Origin of the sequence: Pseudomonas sp. SWRI179 (assembly GCF_014268705.1) — a bacterium.
Classification (GTDB): Bacteria; Pseudomonadota; Gammaproteobacteria; order Pseudomonadales; family Pseudomonadaceae; genus Aquipseudomonas; species Aquipseudomonas zanjanensis.
In genome coordinates this window covers 1-21,147 of record NZ_JABWRA010000057.1, presented here as the reverse complement: position 1 = coordinate 21,147, position 21,147 = coordinate 1, and the positions used below count along the sequence as shown (strand labels likewise).

General features: G+C 62.6%; 18 protein-coding genes and 1 tRNA gene. 16 read left to right on the top strand and 3 right to left on the bottom strand.

What is annotated here, in order from left to right:
- The first annotated feature begins 16 nt into the window (after positions 1-16).
- Together motA and motB are read left to right on the top strand one after the other, a co-directional pair.
- On the top strand, positions 17-868 hold the full coding sequence (gene motA / locus HU767_RS24570) for a flagellar motor stator protein MotA (protein WP_186707998.1): 852 nt from the start codon (positions 17-19) through the stop codon (positions 866-868).
- A gap of 3 nt (positions 869-871) precedes the next feature.
- Entirely contained in the window at positions 872-1,918 is a 1,047-nt protein-coding gene (gene motB / locus HU767_RS24565; RefSeq protein WP_186730686.1) for a flagellar motor protein MotB, read from the top strand.
- A 220-nt stretch (positions 1,919-2,138) separates the two neighbouring features.
- Here the strand turns inward: motB and rsgA are convergent, their stop codons facing one another.
- On the bottom strand, positions 2,139-3,170 hold the full coding sequence (rsgA, locus tag HU767_RS24560; protein WP_072407102.1) for a small ribosomal subunit biogenesis GTPase RsgA: 1,032 nt from the start codon (positions 3,168-3,170) through the stop codon (positions 2,139-2,141).
- Between the two features lie 109 nt (positions 3,171-3,279).
- On the opposite strand from rsgA, the gene orn reads away from it, so the two are divergent.
- Positions 3,280-3,822 (top strand): oligoribonuclease, encoded by a 543-nt coding sequence (orn, locus tag HU767_RS24555; protein ID WP_186730685.1) that lies wholly within the window; start codon positions 3,280-3,282, stop codon positions 3,820-3,822.
- A gap of 265 nt (positions 3,823-4,087) precedes the next feature.
- On the top strand, positions 4,088-4,702 hold the full coding sequence (locus tag HU767_RS24550; protein ID WP_186708082.1) for a trimeric intracellular cation channel family protein: 615 nt from the start codon (positions 4,088-4,090) through the stop codon (positions 4,700-4,702).
- Here the strand turns inward: HU767_RS24550 and queG are convergent.
- On the bottom strand, positions 4,684-5,763 hold the full coding sequence (queG, locus tag HU767_RS24545; RefSeq protein WP_186707994.1) for a tRNA epoxyqueuosine(34) reductase QueG: 1,080 nt from the start codon (positions 5,761-5,763) through the stop codon (positions 4,684-4,686). The two genes, HU767_RS24550 and queG, sit on opposite strands and share 19 nt — an antisense overlap.
- Before the next feature lie 63 nt (positions 5,764-5,826).
- Between queG and HU767_RS24540 the strand changes: the two genes are divergently transcribed.
- The 12 genes from HU767_RS24540 (at position 5,827) to HU767_RS24485 (ending at position 20,835) form a co-directional block, all read left to right on the top strand.
- The gene (locus HU767_RS24540; RefSeq protein WP_186730684.1) at positions 5,827-7,326 is read left to right on the top strand and encodes an NAD(P)H-hydrate dehydratase; all 1,500 of its coding nucleotides are present in this window, start codon (positions 5,827-5,829) and stop codon (positions 7,324-7,326) included.
- Positions 7,314-7,781, top strand: coding sequence for a tRNA (adenosine(37)-N6)-threonylcarbamoyltransferase complex ATPase subunit type 1 TsaE (tsaE, locus tag HU767_RS24535; RefSeq protein WP_186730683.1), 468 nt, complete (start codon positions 7,314-7,316; stop codon positions 7,779-7,781). The genes HU767_RS24540 and tsaE overlap by 13 nt, the downstream gene beginning before the upstream one ends.
- Before the next feature lie 3 nt (positions 7,782-7,784).
- Complete coding sequence (locus tag HU767_RS24530) at positions 7,785-9,215, top strand: N-acetylmuramoyl-L-alanine amidase (RefSeq protein ID WP_186707988.1); 1,431 nt, start codon at positions 7,785-7,787, stop codon at positions 9,213-9,215.
- Positions 9,212-11,125 (top strand): DNA mismatch repair endonuclease MutL, encoded by a 1,914-nt coding sequence (mutL, locus tag HU767_RS24525; RefSeq protein WP_186730682.1) that lies wholly within the window; start codon positions 9,212-9,214, stop codon positions 11,123-11,125. Before HU767_RS24530 ends, mutL begins: the two co-directional genes overlap by 4 nt.
- Entirely contained in the window at positions 11,125-12,096 is a 972-nt protein-coding gene (gene miaA / locus HU767_RS24520; RefSeq protein WP_186730681.1) for a tRNA (adenosine(37)-N6)-dimethylallyltransferase MiaA, read from the top strand. Before mutL ends, miaA begins: the two co-directional genes overlap by 1 nt.
- 91 nt (positions 12,097-12,187) lie before the next feature.
- The gene (hfq, locus tag HU767_RS24515) at positions 12,188-12,448 is read left to right on the top strand and encodes an RNA chaperone Hfq (protein ID WP_003186419.1); all 261 of its coding nucleotides are present in this window, start codon (positions 12,188-12,190) and stop codon (positions 12,446-12,448) included.
- Between the two features lie 12 nt (positions 12,449-12,460).
- Entirely contained in the window at positions 12,461-13,762 is a 1,302-nt protein-coding gene (gene hflX, locus HU767_RS24510; protein ID WP_053117904.1) for a ribosome rescue GTPase HflX, read from the top strand.
- 85 nt (positions 13,763-13,847) lie between these two features.
- Positions 13,848-15,020: an FtsH protease activity modulator HflK gene (hflK, locus tag HU767_RS24505; RefSeq protein WP_186707980.1), complete on the top strand. Its 1,173-nt coding sequence runs from the start codon at positions 13,848-13,850 to the stop codon at positions 15,018-15,020.
- Positions 15,020-15,889, top strand: coding sequence for a protease modulator HflC (hflC, locus tag HU767_RS24500; protein WP_053117908.1), 870 nt, complete (start codon positions 15,020-15,022; stop codon positions 15,887-15,889). The genes hflK and hflC overlap by 1 nt, the downstream gene beginning before the upstream one ends.
- Positions 15,890-16,215: 326 nt before the next feature.
- Positions 16,216-17,403, top strand: coding sequence for an ATP phosphoribosyltransferase regulatory subunit (locus HU767_RS24495; protein WP_186730680.1), 1,188 nt, complete (start codon positions 16,216-16,218; stop codon positions 17,401-17,403).
- A 54-nt stretch (positions 17,404-17,457) separates the two neighbouring features.
- Positions 17,458-18,750: an adenylosuccinate synthase gene (locus HU767_RS24490; RefSeq protein WP_003186407.1), complete on the top strand. Its 1,293-nt coding sequence runs from the start codon at positions 17,458-17,460 to the stop codon at positions 18,748-18,750.
- Between the two features lie 150 nt (positions 18,751-18,900).
- Positions 18,901-20,835 carry a methyl-accepting chemotaxis protein gene (locus HU767_RS24485; RefSeq protein WP_186730679.1) on the top strand — a complete coding sequence of 645 codons (1,935 nt, stop codon included), beginning with the start codon at positions 18,901-18,903 and terminating at the stop codon, positions 20,833-20,835.
- Positions 20,836-21,059: 224 nt separating this feature from the next.
- On the opposite strand, the gene HU767_RS24480 is transcribed toward HU767_RS24485, so the two are convergent.
- A tRNA-Leu gene (locus HU767_RS24480) sits at positions 21,060-21,146 on the bottom strand.
- Position 21,147 lies beyond the last annotated feature (1 nt).

Below are 21,147 nucleotides of genomic sequence, written 5' to 3'. Positions count from 1 at the left end.
TAAGTACTTTCTATCTATGGCTAAAATTATCGGCATCATTGTCGTGTTCGCGAGCGTGCTCGGCGGATACGTGCTCTCCCACGGCAAGATCGCCGCCCTGATCCAACCCTTCGAGGTGTTGATCATCGGTGGCGCGGCCCTCGGTGCATTCTTGCAGGCCAACCCTGGCTATATGACGATGCACGTGCTCAAGAAATCCTTGAGCATGTTCGGCTCGCGTTTCAGCCACACCTTCTATCTGGAGGTGCTGGGGCTGATCTACGAAATCCTCAATAAAAGCCGCCGCGAAGGCATGATGGCGATCGAAGGCGACATCGAAGACGCCGCCGCCAGCCCGATTTTCGCCAAGTATCCGTCGGTGCTGAAGGATGACCGCATGACGGCGTTCATCTGTGATTACCTGCGCATCATGTCGTCCGGCAATATGGCGCCCCATGAGCTCGAAGGCCTGTTCGACATGGAACTGTACAGCCTCAAGGAAGACCTGGAGCACCCGTCCCACGCGGTCAACGGCATCGCCGACGGCATGCCAGGCTTCGGTATCGTCGCGGCGGTATTGGGGATCGTGGTGACCATGGCCTCCCTGGGCGAAGGCGACCAGGCGTCCATCGGCCTGCACGTGGGTGCGGCGCTGGTAGGTACCTTCTTCGGTATTTTGGCTGCCTATGGCTTCTTCGGCCCGCTGGCCCATTCCCTGGCCCATGATGCCAAGGAAGAACTCAACGTCTACGAAGCCATCAAGGCGTCCCTGGTGGCTTCGGCCTCGGGCATGCCGCCATCGCTGGCGGTGGAGTTCGGTCGCAAGGTCCTGTACCCGGCGCACCGTCCAAGCTTCGCCGAGCTGGAACAAGCGGTTCGCGGTCGTTAAGTTATGGAAAATAACCAACCGATTATTGTAAAGCGCATCAAGCGCATTGCCGGGGGGCATCACGGGGGCGCCTGGAAAATTGCCTTCGCCGACTTCGCCACGGCGATGATGGCGTTCTTCCTGGTGCTGTGGCTGCTGTCCACGGCAACCCCGGAACAGAAGATCGCCATCGCCGGTTACTTCAAGGACCCGGTCGGCTTTTCCGAAAGCGGCACGCCCTACATCATCGACCTGGGCGGCTCGCCGACCCTGGCGCCGGACACGACCCTCAATCCCGAGGTCAAGTCCCAGCCCCAGCCCGACAAGGTCACGGTGGATTCCGAGCAGGTCGAGGGCATGGCCGAGCAGGTCGAGCGCGAGCGTTTGGAGTTGCTGCTGCAGGAATTGCAGAACAAGGTCGAAGAGAACCCGGAGCTGCAGAAGTTCAAGGACCAGATCCTGTTCGAAATTACCCCGAACGGCTTGCGCATCCAGATCATGGACGCCGAGAACCGGCCGATGTTCGATTCTGGCAGCGCACGTCTGAAGCCTTATTTCGAAGATATCCTGCTGGCCATGGCCGACACCATCAAGGCGGTGCCGAACAAAATCAGCATCAGTGGTCATACCGATGCCAAGCCTTACATCGGTAAGGGTGACTATGGAAACTGGGAATTGTCCGCCAACCGCGCCAACGCGGCCCGTCGCGCCCTGGTGGCCGGCAGCTATCCGGACGAGCAGGTGGCACGGGTGGTCGGTTATGCCTCTTCGGCGCTGTTCGACCGCAAGGACCCGTTCAACCCGGTCAACCGGCGCATCGACATCGTGGTGTTGACCAAGAAGGCGCAGAAAGCCATCGAGGGCTCACAAACCGACGATCCGGCGCCCGATTCGGTTCCGGGCGAGGGTGCACCGGGTGAAGTGCCAGCTCCACAGGCTACGCCAGGTGCAGCGGTCGATCCGAATGCGTTGCCGGCGGACCAGCAACCCGTACCGTCCCATGAGCTGCGCGAGCGCCTGAACCTGTTCGACGACACCGCACCGAAACCGGCCGAGCCGCCGGCGCAGTGACCCACAAAAAAGCCGACCTCGATGTCGGCTTTTTTGTGGGTCCACTGTTTACTTGAGGATTGCTTGCCTTTGTGGCGAGGGAGCTTGCTCCCGCTCGGCTGCGCAGCAGTCGCAAGACCGGACAACTCGGTCTGGCTGGAGACTGTTGGGGCCTGCTTCGCAGTCCAGCGGGAGCAAGCTCCCTCGCCACAAGAGTGATCGGCTTGATACTGCGTGCAGGTCAATAACTGCTTTCCGGCAGGCTGGCGATGATCGAGCGGTAGCTGTTCATCCGTTGCTGATGCACGCGACCTTCTTCCAGGGCCTTGAGCAGGGCGCAACCGGGTTCGCGGTCGTGCTTGCAGTCGCGGAAGCGGCAGGTACCGATCAGCTCGTTGAACTCGATGAACCCGGCTTCGACATCGGCCCGGCTGACGTGGCCCAGGCCGAATTCGCGGATACCCGGCGAGTCGATCAGTTCACCGCCACCAGGGAAGTGGAACAGCCGCGCCGTGGTCGTGGTGTGGGTGCCTTGGCCGGACAGCTCGGACAACGGCCCGACGCGGGTCTCGACTTCCGGCAGCAGGCTGTTGACCAACGAAGACTTGCCGACGCCGGACTGGCCGACGAACACACTGATGCGCCCGTCCAACTGCTGTTGCAATTGTTCCATGCCGTTACCGTGGTGGGCCGAGACTTCCAGCACCGGATAACCCAAGTCCCGGTAGACCGACAGCAGGGCGTTCAGCGCCGGGGCGTTGTGTTCGTCGATCAGGTCGAACTTGTTGAGCAGCAGCAACGGGCGGATGCCGGCGTGCTCGGCGGCCACCAGGTAGCGGTCGATCAGGTTGGCGTGGGGCTCGGGCAACGGCGCGAACACAATAACGATCATGTCGACGTTGGCGGCCACGGGCTTGAGCTGGCCCCGGCTGTCCGGGCGGCATAGCTCGGTGTGGCGCGGCAGTTGCGCGACAATCACGCCGATGCCCTGGTTGCCGGCACGCCAGACCACCTGGTCGCCCGTCACCAGCGCCGGCAGGTTGGCGCGCAAGTGGCAGCGGAACACCTGGCCGGCCAGTTCGCCTTCCTGGGCCTCGACCTCGACCTGCACGCCGAAGTGGGCGATCACCAGGCCGGTCTGTTCAGGACCCAGGTCGCCACCCTCCAGGGCTTCGACAGCACTGGATTCGCGTTTGGCGGCGCGGGCGGCGCGCTCACCCTGGATCTTTTCGATGCGCCAGTTTTGACGACGATTGAGTTGGCGTTTGGCCATGGGTGTTCCGTATGAAGAAATACAGCGAATAGGGTAAAACGGCGGCGAGTTTAGCACGCCCAAGGGGCTGCCTAGGCTAAACTGCGTGGCTACGCCGAGGAGCCTCCCTATGCAAAACCCGCAGAACCTGATCTGGATCGACCTGGAAATGACCGGTCTGAACCCTGACACTGACGTCATCATCGAAATGGCCACCATCGTCACCGACAGCGACCTCAACACCCTGGCCGAGGGCCCGGTGATCGCGATCCATCACAGCGACGAGATCCTGGCCGGCATGGACGAGTGGAACACCCGCCAGCACGGCGGCTCGGGCCTGACCCAACGGGTGCGCGAGAGCAAGATCAGCATGGCCGAAGCCGAAGCCCAGACCCTCGCGTTCCTGGAGCAGTGGGTGCCCAAGGGCAAGTCGCCGATCTGTGGCAACAGCATCTGCCAGGATCGTCGCTTCCTTTATACCCACATGAAATCCCTGGAAAGCTACTTCCACTACCGCAACCTGGACGTCTCCACCCTCAAGGAACTGGCCGCCCGCTGGGCACCGCAAGTGCGCGACAGCTTCCAGAAAGGCAGCACCCACCTGGCCCTGGACGACATCCGCGAGTCCATTGCCGAGTTGCAGCATTACCGTAAGCACTTCATCAAGTTCTGAGTCGACTCGAAGGCTACTGCGGCGAGACAGCTTTTGTGGCGAGGGAGCTTGCTCCCGCTGGCCTGCGAAGCAGGCCCCAACAGTTTTCCAGGAAGACCGAATTGTCTGGTTTGCGGCTGCTGCGCAGCCGAGCGGGAGCAAGCTCCCTCGCCACAAGGAGTTGTTTGGGCTTGGCTGCATGGTGTTCAGGCAGAAGACGGGGCCGCGCCCTCTTTTGGTGCCAGCCCAAACTGGCTAGACTGCGCGCCTTCTCGGATGGACCGCCATCATGTTGCTGATGCTTTATCTGATCGCCATCACCGCTGAAGCCATGACCGGCGCCTTGTCTGCCGGGCGGCGGGGCATGGACTGGTTCGGCGTGGTGCTGATCGCCTGTGTCACGGCGCTGGGTGGCGGCTCGGTGCGCGACGTGTTGCTCGGTCATTACCCGCTTACGTGGGTCAAGCATCCGGAATACCTGGTGCTGACCACCGCGGCGGCGATGTTGACGGTGTTCATGGCGCGCTGGATGCGCCATCTGCGCTCACTGTTCCTGGTGCTCGACGCCGTGGGCCTGGTGGCGTTCACGCTGATCGGTTGCATGACGGCCCTGGAAATGGGCCATGGCATGCTGGTGGCGTCGGTTAGCGGGGTGATTACCGGGGTGTTCGGTGGCATTCTGCGGGACATCTTTTGCAACGATATTCCGCTGATCTTCCGTCGCGAACTCTACGCCAGCGTCTCGTTTGCCGCGGCGTGGTGTTATCTGCTGTGTGTCTTCCTGCAACTGCCGAACGAGCAGGCGATCCTCATCACCTTGTTTGGCGGTTTCCTGCTGCGGCTCCTGGCAATTCGCTTTCACTGGGAAATGCCGAAGTTCGTCTACAACGACGAAGTCTGACGCTCGGCATGTTGGCGTAACGCCCATTCCACATGCTCGCGCACCAGCTCCGACGGATAGTCACGCCGCGCCTCCAGCGCTTGCAGCACGGGAATCGTCGACGGCGCATTGCCCAGGCCCACCGCCAGATTGCGCAGCCAGCGTTCGTAACCGGCACGGCGCAGCGGTGAACCTTCGGTGCTGCTGAGAAATGTGTCTTCGTCCCACAGGAACAACTCGGCCAGCCCGGCATTGTCCAGGTTGTGCCGCGGCTTGAAATCGCTTTCCCCCGACGGACGGGCGAAGCGGTTCCACGGGCAGACAATCTGGCAATCGTCGCAGCCGAACACCCGGTTGCCGATCAGTGGCCGCAACTCTTCGGGAATGGCGCTTTTCAGCTCGATGGTCAGGTAGGAAATGCAGCGGCGGGCATCGAGCACGTAGGGCCCGACGAAGGCATTCGTCGGACAAATGTCCAGGCACGCGGTGCATTTTCCGCAATGTTCGGTGCCGTGGGGCGGGTCTGTCGGCAGCGGCAAGTCGACGAACAGCTCGCTCAGGAAAAAATAACTGCCGGCCTTGCGGTTCAATACCAGGGTGTTTTTACCGATCCAGCCCAGGCCGGCCTGTTCGGCGATGGCTTTTTCCAGGACCGGCGCGCTGTCGACGAAGGCGCGGTAGCCAAAGGGACCGATGACCGCCTGGATTTTTTCCGCCAATTGTTGCACGCGTTTACGGATCAATTTGTGGTAATCGCGGCCCAACGCATAACGCGAGACGTAGGCTTTTTCCGGTTGGCCGAGCATCTGCGCCATCTGGGTGTCGCCCGGCAGGTAATCCATGCGCAGGGACACCACGCGCAATGTGCCCGGCACCAATTCCTCGGGGTGCGAGCGTTTGCTGCCATGGGCGCCCATGTAGTCCATTTCGCCGTGGTAGCCGGCCTCGAGCCAGCGTTGCAGGTGTTGCTCATGCTCGGCCAGGTCCAGGCCGCTGATGCCGACCTGCTGGAAACCCAGCTCGCGGCCCCATTCCTTGATGGATTGGGCGAGGGCGGGGAGGTCTGTGGGAATGGCAGGCATGAGGCGAGAGAAACCAGAGCTGAGATGCGTATAATTCTGCCAGACATCGGAGCCCGAAGACGCATGCCGCACACTAAAGATGATTTTCCCGACGCGCTGTACAGCGCCGCGCAGGTCCGGGCCCTCGACGCACAACTGATCGCCGCAGGCACTGCTGGCTTTGAATTGATGCAGCGCGCCGCCCGTGCCACCTGGCGCGCGATCGTCCGACGCTGGCCTGACGCCCATGAGCTGACCGTGCTGGCCGGCCATGGCAACAATGCCGGCGATGGTTACCTGGTCGCGACCCTGGCCCGGCGTGCCGGCTGGTCGGTGCGGGTGCTGACGGTGGGCGAACCCCGGCGATTGCAGGGGGACGCGGCCAATGCCCACGCCGAGGCGGTGGCGGTGGGCGTGCCGATGGAACCGTGGTCGGATGAAGCCGAGTTGCGTGGCGTGCTGCTGGACGCGTTGCTTGGCACGGGCCTGAGTGGCGATGTGCGTGAGCCGTATGTGCAGGCCATCGATACGATCAACGTCAGCGGCCTGCCGGTCGCGGCGGTGGATATTCCCTCGGGTTTGTGTGCCGACACCGGCCGAGTGTTGGGTACGGCAGTGGCGGCCGACCTGACCGTGACCTTCATTGGCTTGAAGCTGGGGTTGTTCACGGGCGAAGCGGCGGACCGGGTGGGTGAGCTGGTATTCAATGACCTGCACGCCGATCCGGATATCGTTGAAGCAGCACCGGCCAATGCCCGACTGCTCCAACCTCACAATCTGCCGCATCTGACACCTCGCGCCGCCACTTCCCATAAAGGCAAGTTCGGTCACATGCTGTTGATCGGTGGCGACCGGGGCTTTGGTGGCGCCATCCAGATGAGCGCCGAAAGCGCGCTGCGCTGCGGGGCGGGCATGATTTCGATGGCGACCCGCAGCGAGCATGTGTCCGCCGCGCTGATGCGTTTGCCGGAAGTCATGGTGCAGGGCACCCATTCGGCGAACCAATTGATGGGCTTGCTCCAGCAGGCCAGCGTGCTGGTGGTCGGGCCGGGCCTGGGCCAGGCTGCCTGGGGACGTAGCCTGTTATCGGCCGCAGCCAATGCGCCACTGCCGCAAGTGTGGGATGCCGATGCGCTGAACCTGCTGAGCGCCGGCGACGTCCGTCTGCCTGAACATTGCGTGATCACCCCGCATCCGGGCGAGGCGGCGCGGCTGCTGGAGATATCCACCGCCCAGGTGCAGGCCGATCGTCCGGCGGCGGCTCATGCCTTGAGCCAGAAATACACCGCCACGGTGATCCTCAAGGGAGCCGGCAGCCTGGTCGCCAGCCCGGATGGTCGCCTGGCAGTCTGCGGCCAGGGCCATCCGGCCATGGCCACCGCCGGCCTGGGGGATGTGCTGGCTGGCGTGGTCGGGGCCTTGCTGGCCCAGGGCATGGAAAGCTTCGAGGCCGCGTGCCTGGCGGTCTGGCTGCATGCCAATGCCGGTGCCAAGGTCGGTCGCTCGGGCCGGGGATTGGCGGCGACCGATCTGATCCCGGCCATTCGTCAGTTGTTGGAGGAGCATTCACCGTGTCTGAAGTAACCCTGTACGTGGCGGACGAACAAGCCATGACACAATTTGGCGCCCGCATCGCGCAGATCACTGCCGGCCACGGCCTGATTTTTCTCGAAGGCGACCTCGGCGCGGGGAAAACCACCTTGTCCCGTGGCATCATCCGCGGCCTCGGGCACGTCGGCTCGGTCAAGAGCCCCACGTTCACCTTGGTCGAGCCCTATGAGATCGGCGACATTCGCGCCTTCCATTTCGACCTGTATCGACTGGTGGATCCTGAGGAACTGGAATTCCTTGGTATCCGCGATTATTTCGAAGATGACGCCTTGTGTCTGATCGAATGGCCCCAGAAGGGTGCAGGCTTTTTGCCAAAGCCCGACCTGACCATTACCATTGGCGCGCAGCACGGCGGGCGTTCGCTGAAACTGACGCCGCAAGGCGCCCGTGGTGAGTCGTGGTGTGCCGCTTTGGCATTGGAAAACTAATTGATGATGGGGTTTGGTATGCGCTTTCGCGCGGTGGTTGCTGTCGTAGGACTGTTGCTTACGGCACTGGCCGTCGATGCTGTGGCCGAGACAAAGGTCAACAGCGTTCGCCTCTGGCGGGCGCCGGACAACACACGGCTGGTGTTCGATCTGACGGGGCCGGTGCAGCACAGCGTATTCACCCTGACCGCCCCGGATCGCCTGGTGATCGACATCAACGGTGCCTCCCTGGGCGCGCCATTGAACGTCGCTACCGCCAATACGCCGATTACCGCGATGCGCTCGGCCCAGCGTACGCCCACCGACCTGCGGGTGGTCATCGACCTGAAAAAAGCCGTGACCCCGAAAAGCTTCACCCTGGCCCCCAACGCCCAGTACGGCAACCGGCTGGTGGTGGACCTGTTCGACAACCCGGCCGATGCCGACCCACCGCCACCGCCGCCGACCAAGGTTGCCACGGTGCCCGCGGTGCCGGTGACCCCGACCGAGCCTGCGCTCAAGCTGCCACCGGCCCCGGCCGGCAAGCGCGATATCATCGTGGTGATCGATGCCGGTCATGGCGGCGAGGACCCGGGGGCCTCGGGCTCGCGCGGGCAACGTGAAAAAGACGTGGTGCTGGCCATCGCCCGTGAATTGCAGCGCCAGGTCAACGGCATGAAAGGCTTCCGCGCCGAACTGACCCGCACCGGCGACTATTTCATTCCTTTGCGCGGTCGTACCGAGATCGCCCGCAAGAAGGGCGCCGACCTGTTCGTCTCCATTCACGCCGACGCCGCGCCTTCGAAAGCCGCGTTCGGGGCCTCGGTGTTTGCCCTGTCCGACCGTGGCGCCACGTCCGAGACCGCCCGTTGGCTGGCCGACAGCGAAAACCGTTCCGACCTGATCGGCGGTGCCGGCAACGTCAGCCTCGACGACAAGGACCGCATGCTTGCCGGTGTCTTGCTCGATTTGTCGATGACCGCCTCGTTGACCTCCAGCTTGAACGTCGGCCAGAAAGTCCTGAGCAACATCGGTCGTGTCACGCCGCTGCACAAGCAGCGCGTCGAACAGGCTGGGTTCATGGTGCTCAAGTCGCCCGACATCCCGTCGATCCTGGTGGAGACCGGCTTCATCTCCAATTCAAACGAGGCGTCCAAGCTGTCGTCCTCCAGCCACCAGCAGGCCTTGGCCCGATCCATCAGCAGCGGCGTGCGACAGTTCTTCCAGCAGAACCCACCGCCGGGCACCTACATCGCCTGGCTGCGGGATTCCGGCAAGATCGCCCAGGGGCCACGGGACCACCGCGTCAACCCTGGCGAAACCCTGGCGATGATTGCCGTGCGCTACCAGGTGTCGCCCGCCACCTTGCGCAGCGCCAACAATCTCAAGAGCGATGAGCTCAAGATTGGCCAGACCTTGACCATTCCGGGCAACGAAGTGGCGGTCAAGCAATGAGTGACGAAGTGATCGGCAGCACCGCCCGCATCGAACTGCTCAGCCCTCGGCTGGCGAACCAGATCGCCGCCGGGGAAGTGGTCGAGCGTCCGGCATCGGTCATCAAGGAGCTGCTGGAAAACAGCCTCGACTCCGGAGCCAAGCGCATCGATGTGGATGTCGAGCAAGGTGGCGTCAAGCTGCTGCGGGTGCGCGATGACGGTGGTGGTATTTCCTCCGACGACCTGCCGCTGGCCCTGGCGCGTCACGCCACCAGCAAGATCCGAGACCTGGAAGACCTTGAGCGGGTCATGAGCCTGGGTTTCCGGGGTGAAGCGCTGGCGTCCATCAGTTCGGTGTCGCGCCTGACCCTCACCTCACGCACCCGCGACGCCGAGCAGGCCTGGCAGGTCGAGACCGAAGGCCGCGACATGGCCTCTCGCGTCCAGCCCGCGGCCCATCCGGTGGGCACCTCGGTGGAAGTGCGCGATTTATTTTTCAACACCCCGGCACGGCGCAAATTTCTCAAGGCCGAGAAGACTGAATTCGATCACCTGCAAGAAGTCATCAAGCGCCTGGCCCTGGCGCGTTTTGACGTGGCGTTCCATTTGCGCCACAACGGCAAGACTATCCTCAGCCTGCACGAGGCCCGCGATGATGCAGCCCGCGCCCGGCGCGTGGGCGCGGTGTGCGGAGCGGGTTTCCTGGAGCAGGCCTTGCCCATCGAGGTGGAGCGCAATGGCCTGCACCTGTGGGGTTGGGTCGGGTTGCCAACGTTCTCCCGCAGCCAGGCGGACCTGCAGTATTTCTACGTGAACGGCCGGGCGGTGCGCGACAAACTGGTGGCTCACGCGGTGCGCCAGGCCTATCGCGACGTGCTGTTCAATGGCCGGCATCCGACCTTCGTGCTGTTTTTTGAAGTCGATCCGGCGGTGGTGGACGTCAACGTGCACCCGACCAAGCATGAGGTGCGTTTCCGTGACGGGCGCATGGTCCACGATTTCCTCTACGGCACCTTGCACCGCGCCTTGGGCGATGTACGTCCGGAAGATCAACTGGCGGCGCCAGCGGCAGTGGCGGGCATGGTCCGGCCAACGGGGCTGGAGGCGGGCGAATTCGGGCCCCAGGGCGAAATGCGCTTGGCGGCCAACGCATTGCTGGAGCAACCCCAGCCTCAGCCGAGCTACAACACGGCCGGCAGCGGCGCTGGCAGCGGCTATCAGTATCAATACACCCCGCGTCCACAATCCACTGTGCCCGCAGCCGAGGCCCAGGCGGCCTATCGCGAGTTCTTCAAGCCCTTGCCGGAAGCCGGCGCGGCGGCGATGCCCGATGGCCAGGGCGATATCCCGCCGCTGGGCTACGCCCTGGCGCAACTCAAGGGCATCTATATCCTCTCGGAAAATGCCCAGGGCCTGGTCCTGGTGGACATGCACGCCGCCCATGAGCGGATCATGTACGAGCGCCTGAAAATTGCCATGGCCAGCGAAGGCCTGAGCGGCCAGCCGCTGTTGGTGCCCGAATCCCTGGCCGTCAGCCAGCGCGAAGCCGATTGCGCCGAAGAACATGTGGCCTGGTTCCAGCGCCTGGGCTTCGAATTGCAGCGCCTGGGCCCGGAAACCCTGGCGATCCGCCAGATCCCGGCGTTGCTGAAGCAGGCCGAGGCCAATCGCCTGGTCAGTGACGTGCTGGCGGACTTGATGGAATATGGCACCAGCGACCGGATCCAGGCGCACCTGAACGAACTGCTCGGCACCATGGCCTGCCACGGCGCGATCCGCGCCAACCGGCGCCTGGCCCTGCCGGAAATGAACGGTCTGCTGCGGGACATGGAAAACACCGAACGCAGTGGTCAATGCAACCATGGCCGGCCGACCTGGACCCAATTGGGCCTGGACGACCTGGACAAACTGTTCCTGCGCGGTCGTTGATGAACCCGTTGCCACCCGCGATTTTCCTGATGGGCCCGACCGCCGCCGGCAAGACCGACCTGGCCATTGAGTTGACCAAGGTCCTGCCCTGCGAATTGATCAGCGTCGATTCGGCCTTGGTCTACCGGGGCATGGACATCGGCACCGCCAAGCCGTCGAAAGCGTTGCTGGCCGAATTCCCCCACCGCCTGATCGACATCCTCGACCCGGCCGAGGCCTATTCGGCGGCCGATTTCCGCCGTGACGCGCTCCAGGCCATGGCCGAAATCACCGCGCGGGGCAAGATCCCCCTGCTGGTGGGCGGCACGATGCTGTATTACAAGGCCTTGGTCGAGGGGCTGGCGGACATGCCGGCGGCCGATCCCGAGGTGCGCGCGCAGATTGAAGAAGAAGCCGCGCGCCTGGGCTGGCAAGCCCTGCACGAGCAATTGGCGGTCATCGACCCGGAATCGGCAGCGCGTATTCACCCCAATGACCCGCAGCGACTGAGTCGAGCCCTGGAGGTTTATCGGGTCAGTGGCCAGAGCATGACTGCCCTGCGCCAGCGACAAACTGCGCAAAGTACTGAAGCAGCCGCTTCGGGACTGCAACAATTGCCCTATACTGTCGCGAATCTGGCCATCGCTCCGGCGAACCGGCAAGTGCTGCATCGGCGAATTGAACAAAGATTCACATTAATGTTGGAACAGGGGTTCATAGACGAGGTCGTAGCCCTGCGTGAGCGAAGTGACCTGCATGCCGGGTTGCCGTCTATACGTGCGGTAGGTTATCGACAAGTCTGGGATTACCTGGACGGCAAGCTGACGTCAGCCGAGATGCAGGAGCGTGGGATCATTGCCACGCGCCAATTGGCGAAACGCCAGTTCACCTGGCTGCGCAGCTGGACTGATCTGCATTGGCTCGACAGTCTCGATTGCGACAATCTGCCACGCGCCTTGAAATACCTCGGGACCATCTCCATATTGAGCTGAGTCCTTGCAATTGCCGTCTATCCTTGGGGGTGTGACGGCCCAAGCCATCTGATTCCGATTTTTATTATTGATCCTTAAAGGAGTGCGGCACATGTCAAAAGGGCATTCGCTACAAGACCCTTACTTGAACACTTTACGTAAAGAGAAAGTTGGGGTGTCCATCTATCTGGTCAACGGGATCAAACTGCAAGGCACGATCGAGTCTTTCGACCAGTTCGTCATCCTTCTGAAAAACACCGTCAGCCAGATGGTCTACAAGCACGCGATCTCGACAGTGGTGCCCGTTCGTCCAATTCGTCTGCCTAGCGCAACCGAATCCGAAGGCGGTGACGCTGAACCGGGTAACGCCTGATAGGAGCCTCCTTTGTTCTTTGAGCGCCACGGTGGTGGTGAACGAGCCATTCTCGTTCACTTGGATGGACAGGACCCTGAGGCGCGCGAAGATCCGCAGGAGTTTCAGGAATTGGCACTTTCGGCCGGCGCCGAGACCGTCGCGTTTTTCAACGTGCCGCGTCATCGGCCAACCGCCAAGTTCCTGATCGGCAGTGGCAAGGTCGAGGAGTTGCGCGACCTGGTCAAGGCCGAGCAGGTCGATCTGGTGATTTTCAATCACATCCTCACGCCCAGTCAGGAGCGTAACCTCGAACGTGTCTTCGAGTGTCGCGTGATCGACCGCACGGGGTTGATCCTCGATATCTTCGCCCAGCGCGCCCGCACCCATGAGGGCAAGCTCCAGGTCGAACTGGCCCAGCTTGAGCACATGAGTACGCGGCTGGTTCGCGGCTGGACTCACCTTGAGCGGCAGAAAGGCGGTATCGGCCTGCGCGGCCCGGGTGAAACCCAGCTGGAAACCGACCGACGCCTGTTGCGGGTTCGCCTGCGCCAGATCAAGGGGCGGCTGGAAAAGGTCCGTAGCCAGCGCGAGCAGTCGCGCCGCGGTCGCAAGCGCGCGGATATCCCGACGGTTTCACTGGTGGGTTATACCAACGCCGGCAAATCGACCCTGTTCAACAATGTCACCCAATCCGACGTCTACGCCGCCGACCAGTTGTTCGCCACGCTCGACCCGACCCTGCGCCGGCTCGACCTGGACGACCTCGGGCCGATCGTGCTGGCCGACACCGTGGGCTTCATCCGTCACCTGCCGCATAAGCTGGTCGAGGCTTTCCGGGCTACGCTCGAAGAGTCGAGCAACTCCGACCTGCTGTTGCACGTGATCGATGCCGCCGAGCCGGACCGGATGCTGCAGATCGAGCAGGTGATGGTGGTGCTGGGCGAGATCGGAGCCCAGGACTTGCCGATCCTCGAGGTATACAACAAACTCGATTTGCTCGAAGGCGTGGAGCCGCAGATCCAGCGCGATGCCGATGGCAAGCCGCAACGGGTCTGGCTGTCGGCCCGTGACGGCACCGGCCTGGACCTGCTCAAGCAGGCCGTGGCCGAGCTGTTGGGCAATGATCTGTTTGTCGGCACCCTGAAGTTGCCGCAACGTTTCGCCCGGCTTCGTGCGCAGTTTTTCGAGCTGGGGGCCGTGCAAAAAGAAGAACACGACGAAGAAGGTGTCTGCCTGCTGGCTGTTCGCCTGCCTCGGTCGGAGCTCAATCGGCTGGTCAGTCGCGAAGGGCTGCAACCGATGGAATTCATCGAGCAACACACTTTGCAATAAAAGCCTGAGAAAGCGGTGTCAGGCATTCTGTAGCATTGGTCGGCGCGCCGTGGGTGCGTCTTTGCTTTATCAGATGGAGAGCGCTATGGCTTGGAATGAGCCGGGTGGCAACTCGAATAATCAGGATCCTTGGGGTGGCAAGCGTCGTAACAACGGCGACCGCAAGGGGCCGCCGGATCTCGACGAGGCCTTCCGAAAGCTGCAGGAAAGCCTGAACGGTTTGTTCGGTGGTGGTAAAAAACGCGGTGATGAGGGCGGTGGTCGCTCGGGCAAGGGCGGCGGTTTCGGCCTGCTCGGCATCGGCCTCGTCGTGCTGGCGGCTGTCTGGCTGTACAGCGCGGTCTATGTCGTGGACGAACAGGAGCAAGCCGTGGTGCTGCGCTTCGGCAAGTACTACGAGACGGTTGGCCCGGGCCTGAACATCTATTTCCCGCCGATCGACCAGAAGTACATGGAGAACGTCACGCGTGAGCGGGCGTACACCAAGCAGGGCCAGATGCTCACGGAAGACGAGAACATCGTCGAAGTGCCGCTGACCGTGCAATACAAGATCACCAACCTGCAGGACTTCGTGCTGAACGTCGACCAGCCGGAGATCAGCTTGCAGCACGCGACCGAAAGTGCCTTGCGCCATGTGGTGGGTTCCACCGCCATGGACCAGGTGCTGACCGAAGGTCGCGAGCTGATGGCGAGCGAAATCAAGGAGCGTCTGCAACGTTTCCTCGATACCTATCGCACCGGTATCACCGTCACCCAGGTCAACGTCCAGAGCGCAGCGGCACCGCGTGAGGTCCAGGAAGCCTTCGATGACGTGATCCGTGCCCGTGAAGACGAGCAGCGTTCGCGCAACCAGGCCGAAACCTATGCCAACGGCGTCGTGCCGGAAGCCCGTGGCCAGGCCCAGCGCATTATCGAGGATGCCAACGGTTACCGCGATGAAGTGGTCTCCCGTGCCAAGGGTGAGGCCGATCGCTTTACCAAGCTGGTGGCCGAATATCGCAAGGCCCCTGAAGTGACCCGCCAGCGTCTGTACCTGGACACCATGCAGGAAGTCTTCAGCAACACCAGCAAGGTCCTCGTGACCGGCAACAAGAACGGCCAGAGCAATCTGCTGTACCTGCCGCTGGACAAGATGGTCGAGAGCGGTCGAAACACCAGTACGCCACCGGCCAGTTCGACGGCGGCCAGCAATGAGGCCAGCACCCGTGCGGCGGCGGACCTGCAACAACAGCAAGCACGTACCAGGGAGAGTCGCTGATGAGCAATAAATCGCTGATCGCCCTTATTGTCGGTGTCGTCGTGGCGATCGCTGCCTGGAACTGCTTCTACATCGTGGCTCAGACCGAGCGCGCGGTGTTGCTGCAATTCGGTCGCGTGGTCCAGGCTGATGTCCAGCCGGGGCTGCATGTGAAGGTGCCGTACGTCAACAAGGTGCGCAAGTTCGACGCTCGCCTGATGACGCTGGATGCGCCGACGCAACGCTTCCTGACACTGGAAAAGAAAGCCGTGATGGTGGACGCCTACGCCAAGTGGCGCGTGAAGGATGCCGAGCGCTTCTACACTGCGACCTCGGGCCTCAAGCAGATCGCCGACGAGCGTCTGTCCCGTCGTCTGGAATCGGGCCTGCGTGACCAGTTCGGTAAGCGCACGCTGCATGAAGTGGTGTCCGGCGAGCGTGATGCGCTCATGGCCGACATCACCCGTTCGCTGAATGCGATGGCGGAAAAAGAGCTGGGTATCGAAGTGGTCGATGTCCGGGTCAAGGCTATCGACCTGCCGAAGGAAGTGAACCGCAGCGTGTTCGAGCGGATGAGCACCGAGCGTGAGCGTGAAGCTCGCGAGCACCGCGCCAAGGGTAACGAGCTGGCCGAAGGCATCCGTGCCGACGCCGATCGCCAACGCCGCGTGCTGCTGGCCGAAGCCTATCGTGAATCGGAAGAGGTCCGTGGTGATGGTGATGCCCAGGCCGCTTCGATCTACGCCAAGGCTTATGGTCAGGATCAGGAGTTCTACGCGTTCTACCGTAGCCTGCGTGCCTACCGTGAAAGCTTCGCGAACAAATCCGACGTCCTGGTCCTGGACCCAAGCAGCGACTTCTTCCACTACCTGGAAAAGTCCAAGCCTTGATGCGGCGTTGACCTGAGACACTCCGCCCGGCGGCTAAAACGTCGGGCGGGGTGATCCTTTGGGAAAACGTGTGTATGATGCGGCAGCCGGGAAATTCCCGGCTTTTTTGCGTCTGCACGTTCGATTGCGGTTTTATAGGTGCAGGCGTCGGGTTGAACGACTCGACAGGTTTTTCGAGGAAAGTGCCGGGCGAGGCCGATGATGGGCCATTCGTCACGTCGCTCTTGCGCGTTTTTTGCCCAAGCTGCGCGCCTGGCGCAGGTATTTTCTGCTTCACTCAAGGCCAGCCCTAAAGCTGGCCGCCCGGACCATAGGGGAATGGCGTAATGGCAACGGTAGACCGCTGGCTGCTGCCAGATGGCATCGAAGAAGTACTGCCACCGGAAGCTGCGCGTATCGAAGTGGCGCGTCGGCAGGTGTTGGATCTGTTCCAGAGCTGGGGTTACGAGTTCGTCGTCACCCCGCATATCGAGTACCTGGAATCCCTGCTCACCGGCGCGGGCCAGGACCTGGACCTGCGCACCTTCAAGGTAATCGACCCGCAGTCGGGTCGGCAGATGGGCTTTCGTGCCGACATCACGCCGCAAGTGGCGCGCATCGACGCCCACACCCTGCGCCGCGAGGGCCCGAGCCGCCTGTGCTACGCCGGCAGTGTGCTGCATGCCCAGCCGCGCGCCTTGTCCTCTTCGCGCAGCCCGATCCAATTGGGCGCCGAGTTGTATGGCGATGCCAGCCCGAGCAGCGACGTGGAAGTCATCAGCCTGATGCTGGCCATGCTGCAACTGGCTGACGTGCCGGATGTCCACATGGACCTGGGGCATGTCGGTATCTATCGCGGCCTGGCCCGTGCGGCCGGTTTGTCCGGCGAAGTTGAACAACAGCTGTTCGATGCCCTGCAACGCAAGGCCATCGACGAAGTCATCAGCCTGACCGAGGGCCTGCCGGCCGATCTGTCGGGCATGCTGCGGGCGCTGGTGGGCCTGTGCGGCGGGCGTGAAGTATTGGTCGCGGCCCGTGAACGCCTGGCCCATGCGCCGGCGCCGGTGTTGGCCGCGCTGGACGACTTGCTGGCGATTGCCGAGCGTCTGTCGGTGCGTTTCCCCGAGTTGCCGCTGTATTTCGACCTGGGCGAGTTGCGCGGTTATCACTACCACACCGGTGTCGTGTTCGCGGTCTTCGTACCGGGCGTGGGGCAGTCCATCGCCCAGGGCGGCCGCTATGACGACATCGGCGCTGACTTTGGTCGTGCCCGTCCGGCGACCGGTTTCTCCACCGATTTGAAAACCCTGGTGACCCTGGGGCGTGCTGAAGTCGAGCTACCGTCTGGCGGTATCTGGATGCCTGACAGTACGGATGCGGCACTCTGGCAGGCGGTCTGCCAGTTGCGCAGTGAGGGTCAGCGTGTTGTCCAGGCTTTGCCAGGGCAACCTTTGGCCGCCGCCCGTGAAGCGGACTGCGACCGGCAATTGATTCAGCAGAACGGGCTTTGGCAAGTATTGCCGCTGGCTTCTTGAGTTTTCCCGCCGGCCGAAGCCGGCACCAAGTTTGCGCGAATGAGGACAAGTGTTATGGGTAAGAATGTCGTAGTCCTGGGCACCCAGTGGGGTGATGAGGGCAAAGGCAAGATCGTTGATCTGCTGACCGAACATGCTGCCGCCGTAGTGCGCTACCAGGGTGGCCACAACGCAGGCCACACCTTGGTCATCGACGGTGAGAAAACCGTCCTGCACCTGATTCCGTCGGGCGTGCTGCGCGAAGGCGTCCAGTGCCTGATCGGCAACGGTGTGGTGGTTGCGCCCGACGCCTTGCTGCGGGAAATCATCAAGCTGGAAGAAAAAGGCGTACCGGTGCGCGAGCGCCTGCGTATCAGCCCGTCCTGCCCGCTGATCCTGTCCTACCACGTTGCGCTGGACCAGGCCCGTGAAAAGGCCCGTGGCGAGCTGAAGATCGGCACCACCGGTCGTGGCATCGGCCCGGCCTACGAAGACAAGGTGGCCCGTCGTGGTCTGCGCATCGGTGACCTGTTCCACCGTGAGCGTTTCGCCGCCAAGCTGGGTGAGTTGCTGGACTACCACAACTTCGTCCTGGTCAATTACTACAAAGAGCCGGCCATCGACTTCCAGAAAACCCTGGATGAGTGCATGGAATACGCCGAGCTGCTCAAGCCGATGATGCTCGACGTCACCGCCGAGCTGCACGAGCTGCGTCGCGCCGGCAAGGACATCATGTTCGAAGGTGCCCAGGGTTCGCTGCTGGACATCGACCACGGTACCTACCCGTACGTCACCAGCTCCAACACCACCGCCGGCGGCATCGCCACCGGTTCGGGTTTCGGCCCGATGTACCTGGACTACATCCTGGGCATCACCAAGGCCTACACCACGCGCGTCGGTTCGGGTCCATTCCCGACTGAGCTGTTCGACGACGTCGGTGCTTTCCTGGCCAAGCGTGGCCACGAGTTCGGTGCCACCACCGGCCGTGCCCGTCGTTGCGGCTGGTTCGATGCCGTCATCCTGCGTCGCGCCATCGACGTCAACAGCATCTCGGGCCTGTGCCTGACCAAGCTGGACGTGCTGGACGGCCTGGAAACCATCAACATCTGCGTGGGCTACAAGAACCAGGACGGCGCTGTCATCGACGCACCGACCGATGCCGACAGCTACATCGGCCTGGAGCCGGTGTACGAGCAGATGCCGGGCTGGACCGAATCGACCGTGGGCGCCAAGACCCTGGAAGAGCTGCCGGTGGCCGCGCGCAACTACATCAAGCGCGTCGAAGAGTTGGTCGGCGCGCCGATCGACATTATTTCGACGGGGCCGGACCGCAACGAAACCATCGTTCTGCGTCATCCGTTTGCCTGATAAGTCGTTGATGTAACACACAAAGGGCCCTCATTAGGGTCCTTTGTCGTTTCTGCCTGCCGGGCGGCACGACACTTGCTATGCAACTCCATTAAGGCACCGCTTTTCCGAGTGCCATCAAATTAATGGCGTTTGGTAGAGGGATTTCACGTGTCGGCCGTTCTCTCACTGTTACAAAGCCGTTTATTGCGGCCTGTGTTCGTTACCCTGGGTATCGCCCTTTTGGTGCAGGTGCTGGTGGCCGTTGCGCTGACCCGAAGCACCGTCACGGCGCTGGAAGCTGACCTTGGCGCGCGGCTGGGGGCGGACAGCCAGAAGCTTTCCACCGAGCTGGAGCAGGCCGGGCGCGAAGTCACGTCGAGCCTGGACAGCTTGTCCGCCAATACCCGCCAGCGACTGAACGCCGGGCTGTCCGCTCGCCTGAAGGACGAGCAGGCGCAGTTGCGTGGGACGTTGGAGAAGGACTTGAGGGATTCCGCCAATGATATGGCGCAACTCCTGGCGTCCGTTGCGCCGCGCGCCATGTGGGATAACGACGTGCCCACCCTCTCTGAATTCGCCCGTCGGGCCCAGCGCAATCCCAACGTGCTGTTCGTCATCTATGACGACGCCAATGGTGAGCACTTGACTCGCTACCTGAACCGGGAAAACCCGATCAACAAGGCGCTGCTGGAGAAGGGCAAGGGCGAGCGGGCGTTGGACAAGGTGCTGGACGCGGCGAAAAACGATCCGTCTGTGTATTACCTGGAAGCCTCGATCAACCCCAACGGCGTAGAGATCGGCAAGGTCTTGATGGGGGTTTCCACGGCTTCCGTTGAAACCGACCTGAAGGCGTTGGACCAGCGCTTCTCGGCCTTGATCGCCAGCAGCGACCAATTGGTCGGCGACAGTCTCAAAGGCGCGGCGGCTGACAGCGCCACCGCCATGCGCGGTCGCTTGGAGTCGGCCCAGGCCACGGCCACGCAGATGCAAACCAATACCGCCTCCACTGTCCAGGAGGCCGCAGGCACTTTGCGCTGGCGCATCGGCCTGGGCTTGGCGCTGGTGGGCTTCGGCGTGCTGGCGCTGCTGGCCGTGGTGCTGGGGCGTCGAGTGGTCAATCGCTTGAAGCTGCTGATCGCCGCCATGAACGACCTGGCGGCGGGCGAGGGTGACCTGACCAAGCGTGTGCAAATCAATAGCAAGGACGAAATCGGCGACATGGCCTCGGCGGTCAATCGCTTTGTGGATAAGTTGCAACCCATCGTGCGCGAGGCGGGCGATGTGGCCCAGCGTACCGGTGTGGAAATCGGCGCGATGACCTTGCGCAACTCCGGCGCCGACGCGGCGGCCGGGATGCAGCGCGATGAAGTGGCCGAGAGCCTGCGTGCGCTGTCGCAAATGGCTGACGAAGCTCAATCGGAAAGTCAGGCAATGCAGGCGGCGCTGCAACAAGTGGTGGAAATCCGCCAGGCCACCGATGAAAACACCCGGACTTCGGCCAAGGTGGGCGGCTTGATCGAAGCGCTGGCCGGCCAGGTGGACACCGGGGCGAAAGTGATCGAGCGGCTGGCGCAGCAGAGCGAACAGATTGAAGTGGTGCTGACGGTGATTCATGGCATTGCCGAGCAGACCAACTTGCTGGCCCTGAACGCGGCCATCGAGGCGGCGCGGGCCGGGGAAACCGGGCGCGGGTTTGCGGTGGTAGCGGACGAGGTGCGGGCGTTGGCGAGCAAGACCCAGAGCTCGACGGGCGATATCCAGGCGCACATCGTGGCCTTGCAGCAAGGCGCTCGCGAGGCGGTGGCCGCCATTGGCCAGGCGGGGCGTCAGGCCAGCGAAGGTTTGTTGGTGTTGCGTGACAGCGCGCGGCTGCAGCAGTCGGTGCAGGCGTCCGTCGAGCAGGTGCATGCGGCCATCGGTCTGGCGACCCAGGCGGCGGCCCATCAAGCCCAGGGCGCGCAAGCGGTGCGTGGGCGGGTGGAAACCATCCATGCCCAGGCCGAGAAGGCGGCCCAGGCTGTCGTTGAGACCACTGCCAGCGGCAAGGTGCTGGACAGTCTGGCGGCGCAGTTGAAGGCCAGCCTGGGGCAGTTCAGGGCTTAGCGTTGTTTGAGCTGGCCTAATCGCGAGCAGGCTCGCTCCCACAGGGGATTACAGTGAACGCAGAATCTGTGGGCGCTTGAGGTCAACTGTGGGAGCGAGCCTGCTCGCGAAAGCGGTTTCAATGCCTCGAATGCATTCGTGTCTGCTTTCCAATACCCAGAAACGCAAAAACCCGCTTTCGCGGGTTTCTGTGAGGTTCAAGGCCTTAACCTTGAAGCTTGAATTGGTGCCCAGAAGAAGACTCGAACTTCCACGACCTTGCGGTCACCAGCACCTGAAGCTGGCGTGTCTACCAATTTCACCATCTGGGCA